The 17,160-nt window shown below is 49.7% G+C and carries 20 protein-coding genes and 1 other annotated feature; of the genes, 16 read left to right on the forward strand and 4 right to left on the reverse strand.

What is annotated here, in order from left to right:
* Positions 1–35: 35 nt before the first annotated feature.
* On the forward strand, positions 36–572 hold the full coding sequence (locus WC5_RS06045; protein ID WP_000222184.1) for a YniB family protein: 537 nt from the start codon (positions 36–38) through the stop codon (positions 570–572).
* A gap of 40 nt (positions 573–612) precedes the next feature.
* Here the strand turns inward: WC5_RS06045 and WC5_RS06040 are convergent, their stop codons facing one another.
* The 3 genes from WC5_RS06040 to pfkB all read right to left on the reverse strand — a co-directional run bounded on the left by WC5_RS06040 (position 613) and on the right by pfkB (position 2,899).
* A complete protein-coding gene (locus WC5_RS06040; protein ID WP_000267675.1) occupies positions 613–1,473 on the reverse strand; it encodes a fructosamine kinase family protein in 861 nt (286 codons plus the stop codon).
* Positions 1,474–1,578: 105 nt separating this feature from the next.
* Positions 1,579–1,869: a type V toxin-antitoxin system endoribonuclease antitoxin GhoS gene (ghoS, locus tag WC5_RS06035; RefSeq protein ID WP_000896962.1), complete on the reverse strand. Its 291-nt coding sequence runs from the start codon at positions 1,867–1,869 to the stop codon at positions 1,579–1,581.
* A 97-nt stretch (positions 1,870–1,966) separates the two neighbouring features.
* Positions 1,967–2,899: a 6-phosphofructokinase II gene (pfkB, locus tag WC5_RS06030; RefSeq protein WP_000251750.1), complete on the reverse strand. Its 933-nt coding sequence runs from the start codon at positions 2,897–2,899 to the stop codon at positions 1,967–1,969.
* 283 nt (positions 2,900–3,182) lie between these two features.
* Here pfkB and WC5_RS06025 point away from each other — a divergent pair, with 283 nt between their 5' ends.
* Positions 3,183–3,941, forward strand: a complete 759-nt coding sequence (locus tag WC5_RS06025) for a DUF481 domain-containing protein (RefSeq protein WP_000771389.1) — start codon at positions 3,183–3,185, stop codon at positions 3,939–3,941.
* A 59-nt stretch (positions 3,942–4,000) separates the two neighbouring features.
* On the opposite strand, the gene yniD is transcribed toward WC5_RS06025, so the two are convergent.
* Positions 4,001–4,108, reverse strand: a complete 108-nt coding sequence (gene yniD, locus WC5_RS06020; protein WP_001142445.1) for a small membrane protein YniD — start codon at positions 4,106–4,108, stop codon at positions 4,001–4,003.
* Positions 4,109–4,408: 300 nt separating this feature from the next.
* Between yniD and thrS the strand changes: the two genes are divergently transcribed.
* From thrS to selO, 14 genes are all read left to right on the forward strand, one after another.
* On the forward strand, positions 4,409–6,337 hold the full coding sequence (gene thrS / locus WC5_RS06015) for a threonine--tRNA ligase (RefSeq protein ID WP_001144207.1): 1,929 nt from the start codon (positions 4,409–4,411) through the stop codon (positions 6,335–6,337).
* 3 nt (positions 6,338–6,340) lie between these two features.
* Positions 6,341–6,883, forward strand: coding sequence for a translation initiation factor IF-3 (gene infC, locus WC5_RS0122540; protein WP_001700733.1), 543 nt, complete (start codon positions 6,341–6,343; stop codon positions 6,881–6,883).
* A gap of 92 nt (positions 6,884–6,975) precedes the next feature.
* Positions 6,976–7,173, forward strand: a complete 198-nt coding sequence (rpmI, locus tag WC5_RS06010) for a 50S ribosomal protein L35 (protein WP_001124225.1) — start codon at positions 6,976–6,978, stop codon at positions 7,171–7,173.
* Between the two features lie 52 nt (positions 7,174–7,225).
* Positions 7,226–7,582 carry a 50S ribosomal protein L20 gene (gene rplT / locus WC5_RS06005; protein WP_000124850.1) on the forward strand — a complete coding sequence of 119 codons (357 nt, stop codon included), beginning with the start codon at positions 7,226–7,228 and terminating at the stop codon, positions 7,580–7,582.
* Positions 7,583–7,698: 116 nt separating this feature from the next.
* Positions 7,699–7,823, forward strand: a sequence feature (Phe leader region).
* Complete coding sequence (pheM, locus tag WC5_RS25570; protein WP_001386830.1) at positions 7,705–7,749, forward strand: pheST operon leader peptide PheM; 45 nt, start codon at positions 7,705–7,707, stop codon at positions 7,747–7,749. It overlaps the preceding feature by 45 nt.
* Before the next feature lie 208 nt (positions 7,824–8,031).
* Complete coding sequence (gene pheS, locus WC5_RS06000) at positions 8,032–9,015, forward strand: phenylalanine--tRNA ligase subunit alpha (RefSeq protein ID WP_000018588.1); 984 nt, start codon at positions 8,032–8,034, stop codon at positions 9,013–9,015.
* A 14-nt stretch (positions 9,016–9,029) separates the two neighbouring features.
* Positions 9,030–11,417, forward strand: coding sequence for a phenylalanine--tRNA ligase subunit beta (gene pheT, locus WC5_RS05995; RefSeq protein ID WP_000672371.1), 2,388 nt, complete (start codon positions 9,030–9,032; stop codon positions 11,415–11,417).
* Between the two features lie 4 nt (positions 11,418–11,421).
* Positions 11,422–11,721, forward strand: a complete 300-nt coding sequence (gene ihfA / locus WC5_RS05990) for an integration host factor subunit alpha (protein WP_001229265.1) — start codon at positions 11,422–11,424, stop codon at positions 11,719–11,721.
* A gap of 100 nt (positions 11,722–11,821) precedes the next feature.
* Positions 11,822–12,802, forward strand: coding sequence for a vitamin B12 ABC transporter permease BtuC (gene btuC, locus WC5_RS05985; RefSeq protein ID WP_000956543.1), 981 nt, complete (start codon positions 11,822–11,824; stop codon positions 12,800–12,802).
* Between the two features lie 62 nt (positions 12,803–12,864).
* Positions 12,865–13,416 (forward strand): bifunctional thioredoxin/glutathione peroxidase, encoded by a 552-nt coding sequence (btuE, locus tag WC5_RS05980; protein ID WP_001154179.1) that lies wholly within the window; start codon positions 12,865–12,867, stop codon positions 13,414–13,416.
* Positions 13,416–14,165, forward strand: a complete 750-nt coding sequence (btuD, locus tag WC5_RS05975) for a vitamin B12 ABC transporter ATP-binding protein BtuD (RefSeq protein ID WP_000029455.1) — start codon at positions 13,416–13,418, stop codon at positions 14,163–14,165. Before btuE ends, btuD begins: the two co-directional genes overlap by 1 nt.
* A 77-nt stretch (positions 14,166–14,242) precedes the next feature.
* Positions 14,243–14,707 carry a C40 family peptidase gene (locus WC5_RS05970; protein WP_001209771.1) on the forward strand — a complete coding sequence of 155 codons (465 nt, stop codon included), beginning with the start codon at positions 14,243–14,245 and terminating at the stop codon, positions 14,705–14,707.
* A 240-nt stretch (positions 14,708–14,947) separates the two neighbouring features.
* Positions 14,948–15,661 carry an EAL domain-containing protein gene (locus WC5_RS05965; protein WP_016158169.1) on the forward strand — a complete coding sequence of 238 codons (714 nt, stop codon included), beginning with the start codon at positions 14,948–14,950 and terminating at the stop codon, positions 15,659–15,661.
* A gap of 62 nt (positions 15,662–15,723) precedes the next feature.
* Positions 15,724–17,160: a protein adenylyltransferase SelO gene (gene selO, locus WC5_RS05960; RefSeq protein WP_016231685.1), complete on the forward strand. Its 1,437-nt coding sequence runs from the start codon at positions 15,724–15,726 to the stop codon at positions 17,158–17,160.

Raw genomic sequence — 17,160 nt, forward strand, 5'->3', positions numbered from 1 at the left:
TAATTGAAACGACGCGTCTTAATCAAGGAGAACTCATGACGTATCAACAAGCTGGACGCATTGCTGTTTTGAAAAGGATTTTGGGTTGGGTGATTTTTATACCGACACTTGTTTCCACGTTAATTTCCTTGCTGAAGTTTATGAATGTTCGGCAAGAATCCCAGGAAGGTATCAATGCTGTAATGCTCGATTTTGCGCATGTCATGATCGATATGATGCAGGCGAATACGCCTTTTCTGAATCTGTTCTGGTACAACTCACCGACGCCCAATTTTAATGGTGGCGTGAACGTTATGTTTTGGGTGATTTTCATCCTGATATTTGTGGGTCTTGCGTTGCAAGACTCTGGTGCCCGTATGAGCCGCCAGGCGCGCTTTTTGCGCGAAGGTGTTGAGGATCAACTCATTCTGGAGAAGGCTAAAGGGGAAGAGGGGTTAACGCGTGAGCAGATTGAGTCACGCATTGTGGTGCCACACCATACTATTTTCTTACAGATTTTCTCACTCTATATCCTGCCGGTAATTTGTATTGCTGCGGGGTATGTGTTCTTTTCTTTGCTTGGATTTATTTAAGTAAAAGGCCGCATGGAGCGGCCATTATCATCAATCCACATCACGCAGCTAACAATCTATCCAGTGACTGCTGGGCAATAACCAAATGCTGGCCGCCAAACAACCTTGCACGGTTAAGTAACGTGTAGAGTTGGTAAATCGGCTGACGTTCGAGGAAATCTGCCGGTAGCGGTGAAACGGACTGATAGCCGTCATAGATTTGTGGCGGCTGTTCGGTATGCAGCGGTAACATCGCCAGATCGCACTCTCTGTCGCCCCAGTAACAGGCAGGGTCGAATATATACGGTCCCTCCGGGCCCAGAGCGCAGTTGCCGGACCATAAATCACCGTGTAACAGTGAAGGCTGTGGCTGATGTGAACTCAGACGCTGCTGAATATGCTCGACGATGGCGTCGATATTGCCGAAGGCGATCCCTTTTTCTGCCGCCAGTTCCAGTTGCCAGCCAATACGTTGTTCAGCAAAGAACGTTGACCAGCGACGTTGCCAGGTGTTGGGTTGTGGAGTAGTGGAAAGTGCGTTGTCAAAATCGAGGCCAAATTGCGGCTGGTCACTCCATTGATGCAGGTGCGCAATTTGCTGTCCTAAAATAAATGCGTTATGTGCATCCAACGGGCGAGGCGGGAGATAGTCCATCACCAAAAAACTGTAGTCGCGGTCAGCGCCAACAGCCCAGACTTTAGGCACGGTGACGGTTTTACTGCGCGACAGTAATTCCAGTTGGTCGGCTTCGGCGGTAAAACCGGAAAGCAGTTCCCTTTCATCACATTTGACGAAAAAGTCACGTCCTGCATAGCGTAAATGCCATGCGGCATGGACTTCTCCGCCAGGCAGTTCATTACGCAGTTCGATTTCGCCTTCACCTAACTGCTCGCTCAAAAGACGACTGATTGCCTGCCACATGATGTCTCTCCCATGTTGTCTGCCAGATCATAAGGTTAGCGCAGGAATGCGGTGCAAAAACACGAGCTAACGCACACCACAGACTGATTATTGCCCAAAAACCATTTATTTTCTGTTGCTATGCCAGTCCTCCCAGGTGGTGATTATGATCTCTGGGTCTTTGCCTGTGGCGCTTTGGGTGAGTGCGGCAACCAGCTCTCTTATTTCATCTTCACTTTGAGTACTGATAAGCCCAAAGGTGTTCGTTCCCAGCTCATGGATATTTCCGTCATCATCCGTCATGGTCAGTAAAAAACCGTCGCGTGTCAGAAAGTTATTTAACTCATTAATTTCAGTTAATGTGTCTTCATGCAACATGACAGTAATGACATAACGGACAAGATCGCCACCAGCCATAATTCACCTCTTTGTTATCACGTGATTTTTTAGCATAGTCGGAGAAACGCGTTGTCGACAGGTTTATGGTGATTCCCCCAATATTGGGGGAATATCTCTATGAATGGGAAAGGTAAGCGTAAATTTTTTGCGTATCATCATGGGAGCACAGGCGGGTTCCCTGATTGAGCGTGGCGGCGCTGCCCGCAGCGACCCCAAAACGGACCATCTCTGCAAGAGAGGCATTTTCCGCCAGTTTCAGCGTCATCGCGCCGACCATGCTGTCGCCTGCACCGACGGTACTCTGGCTTTTCACCGGTGGTGGCACGACCTGAATACAGTTTTCGCTGTCCACTCCCAGCGCGCCCTGCGGACCAAGGGAAACGACAACCCGCCTGGCCTTACCGCTATTAACGATTTCCTGCGCGGCTTTGCGCACATCATCAGGTTGGGTGAGTTCGCGGTTAACCAGTGCACTGAGCTCTTTCTGGTTAGGCTTAACCAGTTCAATATTGCCAATGGCCAGGGCTGCACTTAAAGCCTCGCCAGAACTGTCGACGATGCAGCGAATCCCTTGCCTTTGCGCAGCGGAAATAAGCTGAGTTAATTTTTCCAGCTTCACTCCTGGGGGCAGGCTTCCGCTGATGACCAGGATGGCTCCAGATTCAATTTCCAGAACTTGCTCTTCAAGTTGACGAAATTCATCGTCACTTAATGTCGCGCCAGGCATGACAAATCGGTACTGCTCACCTGTAGACTCCACATGTACGTGCAGATTCTGGCGGGTCCAGTCTTTTGCTTCGACGGTCGCAACCGGGACATTTTCATCAACCAGCAGTGAAACCAGATGTTCGCCAGTCGCTCCGCCAGCCGGGAAGATTGCCGTGGCGCTCCCACCAAGGTGAGCAATGGCGCGGGCGACGTTAATACCGCCGCCACCAGGCTCGAACACCGGGGCGGTACAACGCAGTTTTCCTTCGGGATAAATTTGCGGGGTAATTGTTGCGCTATCGAGAGAGGGCGCAAGTGTCAACGTATAGATACGTACCATCATTTCCTCCTATAGGCTGATTTCAGTCTGGCACTGAATCAGTGGAAAGTGAAGAAATTAACAATATGATTTATTGGATATTTATATGAAAATAATAAATGAAGATATAAATAAATATTTGTTTTCGTAATGTGCTTATTCAAAAAATGAAATAAGAAGTCGTTGCTAAGTTTTTCACTCCTTTTTATAATTTGTCACCTTTCCAGGGACGCTACTCTTTGATCCTTAAGAAAGTTTCCGGGACCGCGATGGTCTCTTTTTTTGTTGTACGGACTTTTAATAAATGAAGCTTTTGAAGACAGTTCCTGCCATCGTTATGCTGGCGGGGGGTATGTTTGCGTCTCTGAATGCAGCTGCCGATGATTCCGTTTTTACTGTCATGGACGATCCTGCCAGCGCCAAAAAACCTTTTGAAGGTAATCTGAATGCAGGCTACCTTGCACAATCAGGTAACACGAAAAGTTCTTCACTAACGGCTGATACCACTATGACCTGGTATGGGCATTCTACTGCCTGGTCGCTGTGGGGGAATGCCAGTAATACTTCTTCTAACGATGAGCGTTCTTCGGAAAAATATGCGGCGGGCGGGCGTAGCCGTTTTAATTTAACTGACTATGACTATTTATTTGGTCAGGCAAGCTGGCTGACAGACCGCTATAACGGTTATCGCGAACGCGATGTGCTGACTGCGGGTTATGGTCGCCAGTTTTTGAATGGCCCGGTACACAGCTTCCGCTTTGAATTCGGTCCGGGCGTGCGTTACGACAAATATACCGACAATGCCAGTAAAACCCAGCCGCTGGGTTATGCTTCCGGGGCTTACGCGTGGCAGTTGACCGACAACGCGAAAATTACCCAGGGCGTTTCCGTCTTTGGCGCGGAAGATACGACGCTGAACTCGGAAAGCGCGTTAAATGTGGCTATTAATGAACATTTCGGCCTGAAGGTGGCGTACAACGTTACATGGAACTCTGAACCGCCTGAATCGGCTCCAGAACATACCGATCGCCGAACAACGTTATCGCTGGGATATAAAATGTAATTACTGCCGGGCCGCGACGAGCGGTCTGGCTTTTTCGTTAGCTAATAGCATTTTACCATTCAACCCCAAATCATTGCCGCCCAACGCAGTAACAGCATTGCGCCACAAATAGCCAGCAACACCACCACCATCTTCCAGTGTTTTTTGTCAAAACGTTTTGTCGGCATGTGTTTTCCTGCGTATTTCGAGTGGTCAATATCCGAGTGTAACAAAATGGGCAGGCGTTGCCTGTATTGATTTATATCATTTCGATCATGATGATTGCCGCTTTGCCCGATAACAAATACCGTGTAAACTGCCAGACGGTATTATCAGAAAGTGGGTGTAGGTCTGGCATCGCTAATCAGCATGTTATGACATATTTCGCAGAGTGAAGCGGGAATCAGCCCAAACCTTTTTGGTAAATTTCATATGAATCTTTGTATGTGATCTTGCGTATGGGTCACCACTGCAAATAAGGATATAACATGCCTGTTATTACTCTTCCTGATGGCAGCCAACGCCATTACGACCACGCTGTCAGTCCCATGGATGTTGCGCTGGACATTGGTCCAGGTCTGGCGAAAGCCTGTATCGCAGGGCGCGTAAATGGTGAGCTGGTTGATGCTTGCGATCTGATTGAAAACGACGCACAACTGTCGATCATTACCGCAAAAGACGAAGAAGGTCTGGAGATCATTCGTCACTCCTGCGCGCACCTGTTAGGGCACGCGATTAAACAACTTTGGCCGCATACCAAAATGGCAATCGGCCCGGTTATTGACAACGGTTTCTATTACGACGTTGATCTTGACCGCACGTTAACCCAGGAAGATGTCGAAGCACTCGAGAAGCGGATGCATGAGCTTGCTGAGAAAAACTACGACGTCATTAAGAAGAAAGTAAGCTGGCACGAAGCGCGTGAAACGTTTGTTAAACGCGGCGAGAGCTATAAAGTCTCCATCCTGGACGAAAATATTGCCCATGATGACCAGCCAGGCCTCTATTTCCATGAAGAATATGTCGATATGTGCCGTGGTCCGCACGTACCGAATATGCGTTTCTGCCATCATTTCAAACTGATGAAAACGGCAGGCGCTTACTGGCGCGGCGACAGCAACAACAAAATGTTGCAGCGTATTTACGGTACTGCGTGGGCAGATAAAAAAGCCCTCAACGCTTACCTGCAGCGCCTGGAAGAAGCCGCTAAACGCGATCACCGTAAAATCGGCAAACAGCTTGACCTGTATCATATGCAGGAAGAAGCGCCGGGTATGGTATTCTGGCACAACGACGGCTGGACAATCTTTCGTGAACTGGAAGTATTCGTTCGTTCTAAACTGAAAGAGTACCAGTATCAGGAAGTAAAAGGTCCGTTCATGATGGACCGCGTCCTGTGGGAAAAAACCGGTCACTGGGACAACTACAAAGATGCAATGTTCACCACCTCTTCAGAGAACCGTGAATACTGCATTAAGCCGATGAACTGCCCGGGTCACGTACAAATTTTCAACCAGGGGCTGAAGTCGTATCGCGATCTGCCGCTGCGTATGGCCGAGTTCGGTAGCTGCCACCGTAACGAGCCGTCAGGTTCTCTGCATGGCCTGATGCGTGTACGTGGTTTTACCCAGGATGACGCGCATATCTTCTGTACTGAAGAACAAATTCGCGATGAAGTTAACGGATGTATCCGTTTAGTCTATGATATGTACAGCACTTTTGGCTTCGAAAAAATCGTGGTCAAACTTTCCACTCGTCCTGAAAAACGTATTGGCAGCGACGAAATGTGGGATCGTGCTGAGGCGGATCTGGCGGTTGCGCTGGAAGAAAACAACATCCCGTTTGAATATCAACTGGGTGAAGGCGCTTTCTACGGTCCGAAAATTGAATTTACCCTGTATGACTGCCTCGATCGTGCATGGCAGTGCGGTACAGTACAGCTGGACTTCTCCTTGCCGTCTCGTCTGAGCGCCTCTTATGTAGGCGAAGACAACGAGCGTAAGGTTCCGGTAATGATTCACCGCGCAATTCTGGGGTCAATGGAACGTTTCATTGGTATCCTGACCGAAGAGTTCGCTGGTTTCTTCCCGACCTGGCTTGCGCCAGTGCAGGTTGTTATCATGAATATTACCGATTCTCAGTCTGAATACGTTAACGAATTGACGCAAAAACTATCAAATGCGGGCATTCGTGTTAAAGCAGACTTGAGAAATGAGAAGATTGGCTTTAAAATCCGCGAGCACACTTTGCGTCGCGTCCCATATATGCTGGTCTGTGGTGATAAAGAGGTGGAATCAGGCAAAGTTGCCGTTCGCACCCGCCGTGGTAAAGACCTGGGAAGCATGGACGTAAATGAAGTGATCGAGAAGCTGCAACAAGAGATTCGCAGCCGCAGTCTTAAACAATTGGAGGAATAAGGTATTAAAGGCGGAAAACGAGTTCAAACGGCGCGCCCTAACCGTATCAATGGCGAAATTCGCGCCCAGGAAGTTCGCTTAACAGGTCTGGAAGGCGAGCAGCTTGGTATTGTGAGTCTGAGAGAAGCTCTGGAGAAAGCAGAAGAAGCCGGAGTAGACTTAGTCGAGATCAGCCCTAACGCCGAGCCGCCGGTTTGTCGTATCATGGATTACGGCAAATTCCTCTATGAAAAGAGCAAGTCTTCTAAGGAACAGAAGAAAAAGCAAAAAGTTATCCAGGTTAAGGAAATCAAATTCCGTCCTGGTACAGATGAAGGCGACTATCAGGTAAAACTCCGCAGCCTGATTCGCTTTCTGGAAGAGGGTGACAAAGCCAAAATCACACTGCGTTTCCGTGGTCGTGAGATGGCGCACCAGCAAATCGGTATGGAAGTGCTTAATCGCGTGAAAGACGATTTGCAAGAACTGGCAGTGGTCGAATCCTTCCCAACGAAGATCGAAGGCCGCCAGATGATCATGGTGCTCGCTCCTAAGAAGAAACAGTAAGGCCATCAAGTAATCATTCCTGTGGGCTTCGGCTCACAGGGTGATTCGCCTTTGTTTCTGTTTATCAACAATGCGAAGTGGAAGTTATTAAAATGCCAAAAATTAAGACCGTACGCGGTGCTGCTAAGCGCTTCAAAAAAACCGGTAAAGGTGGTTTTAAGCACAAGCACGCTAACCTGCGTCACATTCTGACCAAAAAAGCGACCAAACGTAAACGTCACCTGCGTCCGAAAGCCATGGTTTCCAAAGGCGATCTGGGTCTGGTAATCGCGTGCCTGCCGTACGCATAAGCCGTTAACGTTTTTAACTTTTTAATTAGAATATAGATACAGGAGAGCACATATGGCTCGCGTAAAACGTGGTGTTATTGCACGCGCACGTCACAAGAAAATTTTGAAACAAGCTAAAGGCTACTACGGTGCGCGTTCTCGCGTATACCGCGTTGCCTTCCAGGCTGTTATCAAAGCTGGTCAGTATGCTTACCGTGACCGTCGTCAACGTAAGCGTCAGTTCCGTCAACTGTGGATTGCGCGTATCAACGCAGCAGCACGTCAGAACGGTATTTCTTACAGCAAATTCATCAATGGCCTGAAAAAAGCCTCTGTTGAAATCGACCGTAAGATCCTGGCTGATATCGCAGTATTCGACAAAGTAGCGTTCACCGCTCTGGTTGAAAAAGCGAAAGCAGCTCTGGCATAAGCCAGTTGGAAGAGGGAGCTAGTCTCCCTCTTTTCGTTTCAACACTATCAGAACATTGACTTTTATCGCCGTAGCCTTTTCAATAAAGGTCTTTTGAAGAGTACCAAAAGGTAACGCAAGCAATGAATGCTGCTATTTTCCGCTTCTTTTTTTACTTTAGCACCTGACTCCAGGAGGCTAGCGCGTGAGAAGAGAAACGGAAAACAGCGCCTGAAAGCCTCCCAGTGGAGGCTTTTTTTGTATGCGCGTTTTGAGAAATAAAAAGCCTGTCTCATCAGGCGTAATTGTCGCAGCCAGTTTGGACACGGCCAGCGCGGAGAAACCGGAGCGTACTTAAGTACGTGAGGATTTCGAGCACTGCCCAGGACAAAATGGCAAGTAAAATAGTCTGATGGGATAGGCTCTAAGTCCAACGAACCAGTGTCACCACTGACACAATGAGGAAAACCATGTCACATCTCGCAGAACTGGTTGCCAGTGCGAAGGCGGCCATTAGCCAGGCGTCAGATGTTGCCGCGTTAGACAATGTGCGCGTCGAATATTTGGGTAAAAAAGGGCACTTAACCCTTCAGATGACGACCCTGCGTGAACTGCCACCAGAAGAACGCCCGGCAGCCGGTGCGGTTATCAACGAAGCGAAAGAGCAGGTGCAGCAGGCGTTGAATGCGCGTAAAGCTGAACTGGAAAGCGCGGCGCTGAATGCGCGTCTGGCGGCAGAAACTATTGATGTCTCCCTGCCTGGTCGCCGTATTGAAAACGGCGGTCTGCATCCGGTGACCCGTACCATCGACCGTATCGAAAGTTTCTTCGGTGAGCTTGGCTTTACCGTGGCGACCGGGCCGGAAATCGAAGATGATTATCATAACTTCGATGCTCTGAACATTCCTGGTCACCACCCGGCGCGCGCTGACCACGACACTTTCTGGTTTGATGCAACCCGCCTGCTACGTACTCAGACGTCTGGCGTACAGATCCGTACCATGAAAGCTCAGCAGCCGCCGATTCGTATCATCGCGCCTGGACGTGTTTATCGTAACGACTACGACCAGACCCACACGCCGATGTTCCATCAGATGGAAGGTCTGATTGTTGATACCAACATCAGCTTTACCAACCTGAAAGGCACGTTGCACGACTTCCTGCGTAACTTCTTTGAAGAAGATTTGCAAATTCGTTTCCGTCCTTCCTATTTCCCGTTCACCGAACCGTCTGCAGAAGTCGACGTCATGGGTAAAAACGGCAAATGGCTGGAAGTGCTGGGTTGTGGGATGGTGCATCCGAACGTGCTGCGTAACGTTGGTATCGACCCGGAAGTTTACTCTGGTTTCGCCTTCGGGATGGGAATGGAGCGTCTGACCATGTTGCGTTATGGCGTCACCGACCTGCGTTCATTCTTCGAAAACGATCTGCGTTTCCTCAAACAGTTTAAATAAGGCAGGAATAGATTATGAAATTCAGTGAACTGTGGTTACGCGAATGGGTGAACCCAGCGATTGATAGCGACGCGCTGGCGAATCAAATCACCATGGCGGGTCTGGAAGTTGACGGTGTAGAACCCGTTGCAGGTAGCTTCCACGGCGTGGTTGTCGGTGAAGTGGTTGAGTGTGCCCAGCATCCGAACGCGGACAAACTGCGTGTGACAAAAGTGAATGTCGGCGGCGATCGCCTGCTGGACATCGTCTGTGGTGCGCCAAACTGCCGTCAGGGCCTGCGTGTGGCGGTAGCTACCATTGGTGCTGTTTTGCCGGGTGATTTCAAAATTAAAGCGGCGAAACTGCGTGGCGAACCGTCTGAAGGGATGCTGTGCTCCTTTTCTGAGCTGGGAATTTCTGACGATCACAGTGGCATTATCGAACTGCCTGCGGATGCGCCGATTGGCACCGACATCCGCGAATACCTGAAACTCGATGACAACACCATCGAAATCAGCGTGACACCAAACCGTGCCGACTGCTTAGGTATCATTGGTGTTGCGCGTGACGTTGCCGTGCTGAATCAGCTGCCGCTGGTTGAACCGGAAATCGTTCCGGTTGGTGCGACCATCGACGACACGCTGCCGATTACAGTCGAAGCGCCGGAAGCCTGCCCGCGCTATCTTGGCCGTGTGGTAAAAGGCATTAACGTTAAAGCGCCAACTCCGCTGTGGATGAAAGAAAAACTGCGTCGTTGTGGGATCCGTTCTATCGATGCAGTTGTTGACGTCACCAACTATGTGCTGCTTGAACTGGGCCAACCGATGCACGCTTTCGATAAAGATCGTATTGAAGGCGGCATTGTGGTGCGGATGGCGAAAGAGGGTGAAACGCTGGTGCTGCTCGACGGTACTGAAGCGAAGCTGAATGCTGACACCCTGGTCATTGCCGACCACAACAAGGCGCTGGCGATGGGCGGCATCTTCGGTGGCGAACACTCTGGCGTAAATGAAGAAACGCAGAACGTCCTGCTGGAATGTGCTTTCTTCAGCCCGCTGTCTATCACCGGTCGTGCTCGTCGTCATGGTCTGCATACCGATGCGTCTCATCGTTACGAGCGTGGTGTTGATCCGGCACTGCAGCACAAAGCGATGGAACGTGCGACCCGTCTGCTGATTGACATCTGCGGCGGTGAAGCTGGCCCGATTATCGATATCACTAACGAAGCAACGCTGCCGAAGCGTGCGACCATCACTCTTCGTCGTAGCAAACTGGATCGCCTGATCGGCCATCATATTGCTGATGAACAGGTGACTGACATTCTGCGTCGTCTCGGCTGTGAAGTGACCGAAGGCAAGGACGAGTGGCAGGCTGTTGCGCCAAGCTGGCGTTTCGACATGGAGATTGAAGAAGATCTGGTCGAAGAAGTGGCACGTGTTTACGGCTACAACAACATCCCGGATGAGCCAGTACAGGCGAGCCTGATTATGGGCACTCATCGTGAAGCTGACCTGTCACTCAAGCGCGTGAAAACGCTGCTCAACGACAAAGGCTATCAAGAAGTGATCACTTACAGCTTCGTTGATCCGAAAGTTCAGCAGATGATCCATCCGGGCGTTGAAGCCTTACTGCTGCCAAGCCCGATTTCCGTTGAAATGTCGGCAATGCGTCTTTCTCTGTGGACTGGCCTGCTGGCAACCGTGGTGTACAACCAGAACCGTCAGCAAAACCGTGTGCGTATTTTCGAAAGCGGTCTGCGTTTCGTGCCGGATACTCAGGCACCGTTGGGCATTCGTCAGGATCTGATGTTAGCTGGTGTGATTTGCGGTAACCGCTACGAAGAGCACTGGAACCTGGCAAAAGAGACCGTTGATTTCTATGATTTGAAAGGCGATCTTGAATCCGTTCTCGACCTGACCGGTAAACTGGCTGACGTTGAGTTCCGTGCAGAAGCGAATCCGGCACTGCATCCGGGACAATCCGCAGCGATTTATCTGAAAGGTGAACGCATTGGTTTTGTTGGGGTTGTTCATCCTGAACTGGAACGTAAACTGGATCTTAACGGTCGCACTCTGGTGTTTGAACTGGAGTGGAACAAGCTCGCAGACCGCGTGGTGCCTCAGGCGCGCGAGATTTCTCGCTTCCCGGCGAACCGTCGTGACATCGCTGTTGTGGTCGCAGAAAACGTTCCTGCTGCGGATATTTTATCCGAATGTAAGAAAGTTGGCGTAAATCAGGTAGTTGGCGTAAACTTATTTGACGTGTACCGTGGTAAGGGTGTTGCGGAGGGGTATAAGAGCCTCGCCATTAGCCTGATCCTGCAAGATACCAGCCGTACACTTGAAGAAGAGGAGATTGCCGCTACCGTCGCCAAATGTGTAGAGGCATTAAAAGAGCGATTCCAGGCATCATTGAGGGATTGAACCTATGGCGCTTACAAAAGCTGAAATGTCAGAATATCTGTTTGATAAGCTTGGGCTTAGCAAGCGGGATGCCAAAGAACTGGTTGAACTGTTTTTCGAAGAGATCCGTCGCGCTCTGGAAAACGGCGAACAGGTGAAACTCTCTGGTTTTGGTAACTTCGATCTGCGTGATAAGAATCAACGCCCGGGACGTAACCCGAAAACGGGCGAAGATATTCCCATTACAGCACGGCGCGTGGTGACCTTCAGACCCGGACAGAAGTTAAAGAGCCGTGTCGAAAACGCTTCGCCCAAAGACGAGTAATCTGATCTAACTAAAAAGGCCGCTCTGCGGCCTTTTTTCTTTTCACTCCCGGCGAGTCACCGTAAAATCAACAGCATTACTCTGCAGCTGAACGGATACCATGCTGACACTTGCCCGCCAACAACAGCGACAAAATGTACGCTGGTTATTTAGCCTGTCAGTATTAATGCTGCTGGCGCTTCTTTTAAGCCTCTGTGCTGGTGAACAATGGATCTCGCCAACTGACTGGTTTACCCCCCGAGGCGAGCTTTTTGTCTGGCAAATACGTCTTCCACGTACGCTGGCTGTATTGCTGGTTGGTGCGGCGCTGGCGTTATCCGGCGCAGTAATGCAGGCGTTATTTGAAAACCCGCTTGCAGAACCCGGGTTACTCGGCGTTTCTAATGGCGCTGGTGTAGGCCTTATCGCTGCTGTATTGCTGGGGCACGGGCAATTACCTGAGTGGGCGCTGGGGCTTTGTGCCATTGCTGGTGCACTCATTATCACTTTAATTCTCCTGCGTTTTGCCCGCCGTCATCTTTCGACCAGCCGATTATTGCTGGCGGGAGTTGCATTAGGGATTATCTGTAGCGCATTAATGACGTGGGCCATCTACTTTTCCACATCGGTTGATTTGCGCCAGTTAATGTACTGGATGATGGGCGGCTTTGGCGGTGTTGACTGGCGGCAAAGCTGGCTGATGGTGGCGTTGATCCCGGTATTGTTGTGGATTTGCTGTCAGTCCAGACCGATGAATATGTTAGCTCTTGGCGAGGTCTCGGCGCGACAGCTGGGGCTGCCTCTTTGGTTCTGGCGCAATGTGCTGGTAGCAGCGACCGGCTGGATGGTCGGCGTCAGTGTGGCGCTTGCTGGTGCTATTGGATTTATTGGTCTGGTGATCCCGCATATTCTGCGGCTGTGCGGGTTAACCGATCACCGTGTTTTACTTCCTGGCTGTGCTCTGGCAGGCGCTACGGCATTGCTACTCGCCGATATCGTCGCTCGTCTGGCACTGGTTTCCGCCGAGCTGCCAATTGGTGTAGTCACCGCTACGTTGGGCGCACCGGTGTTTATCTGGCTATTGTTAAAAGCAGGACGTTAGCCGTAAAAAGAAGGTCTATGATTAAAAGCTAAGATTTTTACTGACCACATCCAGGAGACACGATGCAAGATTCCATTCTGACGACCGTAGTGAAGGATATCGACGGTGAAGTGACCACGCTGGAGAAATATGCCGGTAATGTACTGTTGATTGTCAATGTTGCCTCAAAGTGTGGCTTAACGCCGCAATATGAGCAGCTGGAGAATATTCAGAAAGCCTGGGCCGATCGTGGTTTTGTCGTGCTGGGATTTCCGTGCAACCAGTTTCTTGAGCAAGAGCCGGGCAGTGATGAAGAGATTAAAACTTACTGTACAACCACCTGGGGAGTGACGTTCCCGATGTTCAGTAAGATTGAGGTCAATGGTGAAGGTCGCCATCCGCTGTATCAAAAACTGATTGCCGCAGCGCCGACCGCAGTCGCGCCGGAAGAAAGCGGATTCTATGCGCGCATGGCCAGTAAGGGACGTGCGCCACTGTATCCTGATGATATTTTATGGAATTTTGAGAAATTCCTGGTAGGCAGGGACGGCAAGGTTATCCAGCGTTTTTCCCCGGATATGACGCCGGAAGATCCCATTGTAATGGAAAGTATTAAACTGGCGTTGGCAAAATAATGTCTATTGTGATGCAGTTGCAGGATGTAGCGGAATCAACCCGCCTGGGACCGCTTTCTGGTGAGGTTCGGGCAGGGGAGATCCTGCATCTGGTGGGGCCGAACGGCGCGGGTAAGAGTACCTTGCTGGCGCGAATGGCCGGAATGACCAGTGGTAAGGGAAGCATTCAGTTCGCGGGGCAACCACTGGAAGCATGGTCCGCAACAAAACTCGCGCTGCATCGCGCCTATCTTTCGCAACAACAAACACCGCCATTTGCTATGCCGGTCTGGCATTACCTGACCCTGCATCAGCATGATAAAACGCGTAGCGATCTGCTAAATGATGTCGCCGGGGCGCTGGCTCTTGATGACAAGCTCGGACGTAGCACCAATCAACTTTCCGGTGGTGAATGGCAACGCGTACGTCTTGCTGCGGTGGTGCTGCAAATCACGCCGCAAGCCAATCCTGTAGGGCAATTGCTGCTTCTCGATGAACCCATGAACAGCCTTGACGTTGCCCAACAAAGTGCGTTAGACAAAATTCTGAGCGCGCTGTGCCAGCAAGGACTGGCGATTGTGATGAGCAGTCACGATCTTAATCACACATTGCGTCACGCGCATCGTGCGTGGCTGCTAAAAGGCGGGAAATTGCTGGCCAGTGGGCGTCGGGAGGAAGTTCTGACACCGCCGAATCTGGCGCAGGCCTATGGGATGAATTTCCGCCGTCTGGACATTGAAGGTCACAGAATGCTGATTTCGACTGCCTGATAACAATAGCATCTTGAAAATCGGGTAATTTCGACGCTAAATTAATGCAAGAATAAAAAACAGAGGATTCGTACGGAATGCGTTTCTGCCTTATTTTAATCACAGCACTGTTTCTGGCCGGGTGTAGCCATCATAAAGCGCCGCCACCAAACGCCAGACTTTCTGATTCTATTACCGTGATTGCCGGTTTGAACGATCAACTACAAAGCTGGCATGGCACACCTTATCGTTATGGTGGTATGAGTCGTCGCGGGGTTGACTGCTCAGGCTTTGTGGTCGTAACGATGCGCGATCGTTTCGATTTGCAGTTGCCGCGTGAAACAAAGCAACAGGCCTCTATCGGTACTCAAATTGATAAAGACGAGTTGCTGCCAGGCGATCTGGTTTTCTTCAAAACCGGCTCTGGGCAAAATGGTTTACATGTGGGTATTTATGATACCAATAACCAATTTATTCACGCCTCTACCAGCAAAGGGGTGATGCGCTCTTCCCTTGATAATGTTTACTGGCAGAAAAATTTCTGGCAAGCGAGACGAATCTAGTATGTCGAAAAGGACGGTGATGTATCATCGTCCTTTTACTTCTGAATACCGTAGTATTTTTCAGACAAAAATTCCGTAAATGGAATATTCGTTTATAATTAGAATAATCTAAAAAAGGACCCATGAAAAAGTGGTTAACAAGGAACAAATGAAAGTTATCCTTTCTGTTTTTTTTATGTTTTATGGTCTCATCCTTTTTAGCCGGATTTGTAAAAATATTTCTGGAGAAGGGCGATTACCATGAAGATTTTACTGGATAATGTTTATCATTCTGATTGCTATTTCCTGCCGATAAGAGATAGCCGGCAAAATCTTGTTGGGGTTGAATTAATAACCCATTTCTCCAGTGAAGACGGTATGGTTCGCATCCCGACCACGCGGGTTATGGCGCAGCTTTCCGAGGAACAGCATTGGCAGCTATTTGCCGAGCAGCTAGAATTACTTAAATCATGTCAACATTTTTTTATTCAACACAAATTTTTCGCATGGATTAATTTGACGCCACAAGTAGCAAGATTATTATTAGGTGCTAATAATTACGCAGACCAACTATTAAAATTCCCTTTCATTGAATTGCGGATTAATGAAAATTATCCACAACTTAATGAAGGAAAAGACAATTGCAATCTCTTGCGCTTATCACAAATTTCTCCGTTGGTGTTGGGGAATTTAGGTGCGGGCAACAGCAACATGAAAGCAATATTTGATGGTCTTTTCACTCGAGTTATGTTGGATAAAGGCTTTGTTAAGCAACAAATAGCTAATACATCCTTCGCGCCATTTATTCGTGCTATTCATACGCAAATTTCGCCTTGTTGCAGCTATATCATTGCGGCAGGTATCGATACCTCAGAAATGTTGGCGCGAATCACACCGTATGGTTTTCATGCCCTACAAGGATGCTTATGGCCTGCTGTTCCCGTCAGTCAGGTAACAACGCTGGTTCAGCGATAACCCTTTTGTTTGCTGGTGTTTAAGATGAGGGTAACCGTCTACACTATCAGACAGGAGGATCTATGACCCTGTCTTTTATTACCCGCTGGCGCGATGAATTGCCAGCAACTTATACAGCACTTTCCCCCACGCCTTTAAATAATGCCCGGCTGATTTGGCATAATGCTGAACTGGCTAACACGCTGGGTATTCCATCGTCGCTGTTTGAACGTGGTGCTGGCGTCTGGGGGGGAGAAACATTACTGCCTGGCATGTCGCCACTGGCGCAGGTCTACAGCGGTCATCAGTTTGGCGTCTGGGCGGGCCAGTTGGGTGACGGGCGTGGCATTCTTCTCGGTGAGCAACAACTTGCCGATGGCACAACAATGGACTGGCATCTGAAAGGAGCGGGGCTGACGCCTTATTCGCGAATGGGCGATGGACGGGCGGTATTACGCTCTACGATTCGTGAAAGTCTCGCCAGTGAGGCGATGCATTATCTGGGCATTCCGACGACGCGCGCTTTAAGCATCGTTACCAGCGATACGCCAGTTTACCGGGAAACGGTAGAATCAGGCGCGATGCTAATGCGCGTGGCGCAAAGCCATCTGCGATTTGGTCACTTCGAACACTTTTACTATCGCCGCGAGCCGGAAAAGGTTCGCCAGTTGGCTGACTTCGCCATCCGTCATTACTGGTCACATCTTCAGGATGATGAGGATAAATACCGTCTCTGGTTTACCGATGTTGTCGCACGTACCGCGTCGTTAATTGCTCACTGGCAGACAGTCGGTTTTGCTCATGGTGTTATGAACACTGACAACATGTCGATTCTCGGAGTGACGCTCGATTATGGGCCGTTCGGCTTCCTCGATGATTACGAGCCTGGTTTTATCTGTAATCACTCTGACCATCAGGGGCGTTATAGTTTTGATAATCAGCCTGCCGTCGCGTTGTGGAATTTACAGCGTCTGGCACAGACATTGTCGCCATTTATTGCTGTGGATGCGCTCAATGCGGCGCTGGATAGCTATCAACAGGTTTTGTTGACACATTATGGGCAACGAATGCGGCAGAAACTGGGCTTTATGACGGAACAAAAAGAAGATAACGCGCTGCTGAATGAATTATTCAGTTTGATGGCGCGAGAGCGCAGCGACTATACCCGTACATTTCGCATCCTTAGCCTGGTTGAACAGCGCAGTCCGGCATCGCCACTGCGTGATGAGTTTATTGATCGTGCGGCATTTGATGACTGGTTTGCCCGTTATCGGGCGCGTTTGCAGCAAGATAACGTCACCGACAGCGAACGTCAGCAACTTATGCAAAGCGTCAATCCGGCGTTGGTGTTGCGCAACTGGCTGGCACAACGAGCCATTGAGGCGGCGGAACAGGGCGATATGACGGAATTACACCGCCTGCATGAGGCGTTGCGAAATCCTTTCAGCGACAGAGATGATGATTATGTCAGCCGTCCACCGGACTGGGGCAAACGGCTGGAAGTCAGCTGCTCAAGTTAA

The organism is Escherichia sp. KTE114, from assembly GCF_000407765.1.
Classification (GTDB): Bacteria; Pseudomonadota; Gammaproteobacteria; order Enterobacterales; family Enterobacteriaceae; genus Escherichia; species Escherichia ruysiae.

Coding starts and splice junctions, on each gene's coding strand:
- WC5_RS06045 (WP_000222184.1), top strand. CDS start 36: ATGACGTATCAACAAGCTGGACGCATTGCTGTTTTGAAAAGGATTTTG.
- WC5_RS06040 (WP_000267675.1), bottom strand. CDS start 1,473: ATGTGGCAGGCAATCAGTCGTCTTTTGAGCGAGCAGTTAGGTGAAGGC.
- ghoS (WP_000896962.1), bottom strand. CDS start 1,869: ATGGCTGGTGGCGATCTTGTCCGTTATGTCATTACTGTCATGTTGCAT.
- pfkB (WP_000251750.1), bottom strand. CDS start 2,899: ATGGTACGTATCTATACGTTGACACTTGCGCCCTCTCTCGATAGCGCA.
- WC5_RS06025 (WP_000771389.1), top strand. CDS start 3,183: ATGAAGCTTTTGAAGACAGTTCCTGCCATCGTTATGCTGGCGGGGGGT.
- yniD (WP_001142445.1), bottom strand. CDS start 4,108: ATGCCGACAAAACGTTTTGACAAAAAACACTGGAAGATGGTGGTGGTG.
- thrS (WP_001144207.1), top strand. CDS start 4,409: ATGCCTGTTATTACTCTTCCTGATGGCAGCCAACGCCATTACGACCAC.
- rpmI (WP_001124225.1), top strand. CDS start 6,976: ATGCCAAAAATTAAGACCGTACGCGGTGCTGCTAAGCGCTTCAAAAAA.
- rplT (WP_000124850.1), top strand. CDS start 7,226: ATGGCTCGCGTAAAACGTGGTGTTATTGCACGCGCACGTCACAAGAAA.
- pheS (WP_000018588.1), top strand. CDS start 8,032: ATGTCACATCTCGCAGAACTGGTTGCCAGTGCGAAGGCGGCCATTAGC.
- pheT (WP_000672371.1), top strand. CDS start 9,030: ATGAAATTCAGTGAACTGTGGTTACGCGAATGGGTGAACCCAGCGATT.
- ihfA (WP_001229265.1), top strand. CDS start 11,422: ATGGCGCTTACAAAAGCTGAAATGTCAGAATATCTGTTTGATAAGCTT.
- btuC (WP_000956543.1), top strand. CDS start 11,822: ATGCTGACACTTGCCCGCCAACAACAGCGACAAAATGTACGCTGGTTA.
- btuE (WP_001154179.1), top strand. CDS start 12,865: ATGCAAGATTCCATTCTGACGACCGTAGTGAAGGATATCGACGGTGAA.
- btuD (WP_000029455.1), top strand. CDS start 13,416: ATGTCTATTGTGATGCAGTTGCAGGATGTAGCGGAATCAACCCGCCTG.
- WC5_RS05970 (WP_001209771.1), top strand. CDS start 14,243: ATGCGTTTCTGCCTTATTTTAATCACAGCACTGTTTCTGGCCGGGTGT.
- WC5_RS05965 (WP_016158169.1), top strand. CDS start 14,948: ATGAAGATTTTACTGGATAATGTTTATCATTCTGATTGCTATTTCCTG.
- selO (WP_016231685.1), top strand. CDS start 15,724: ATGACCCTGTCTTTTATTACCCGCTGGCGCGATGAATTGCCAGCAACT.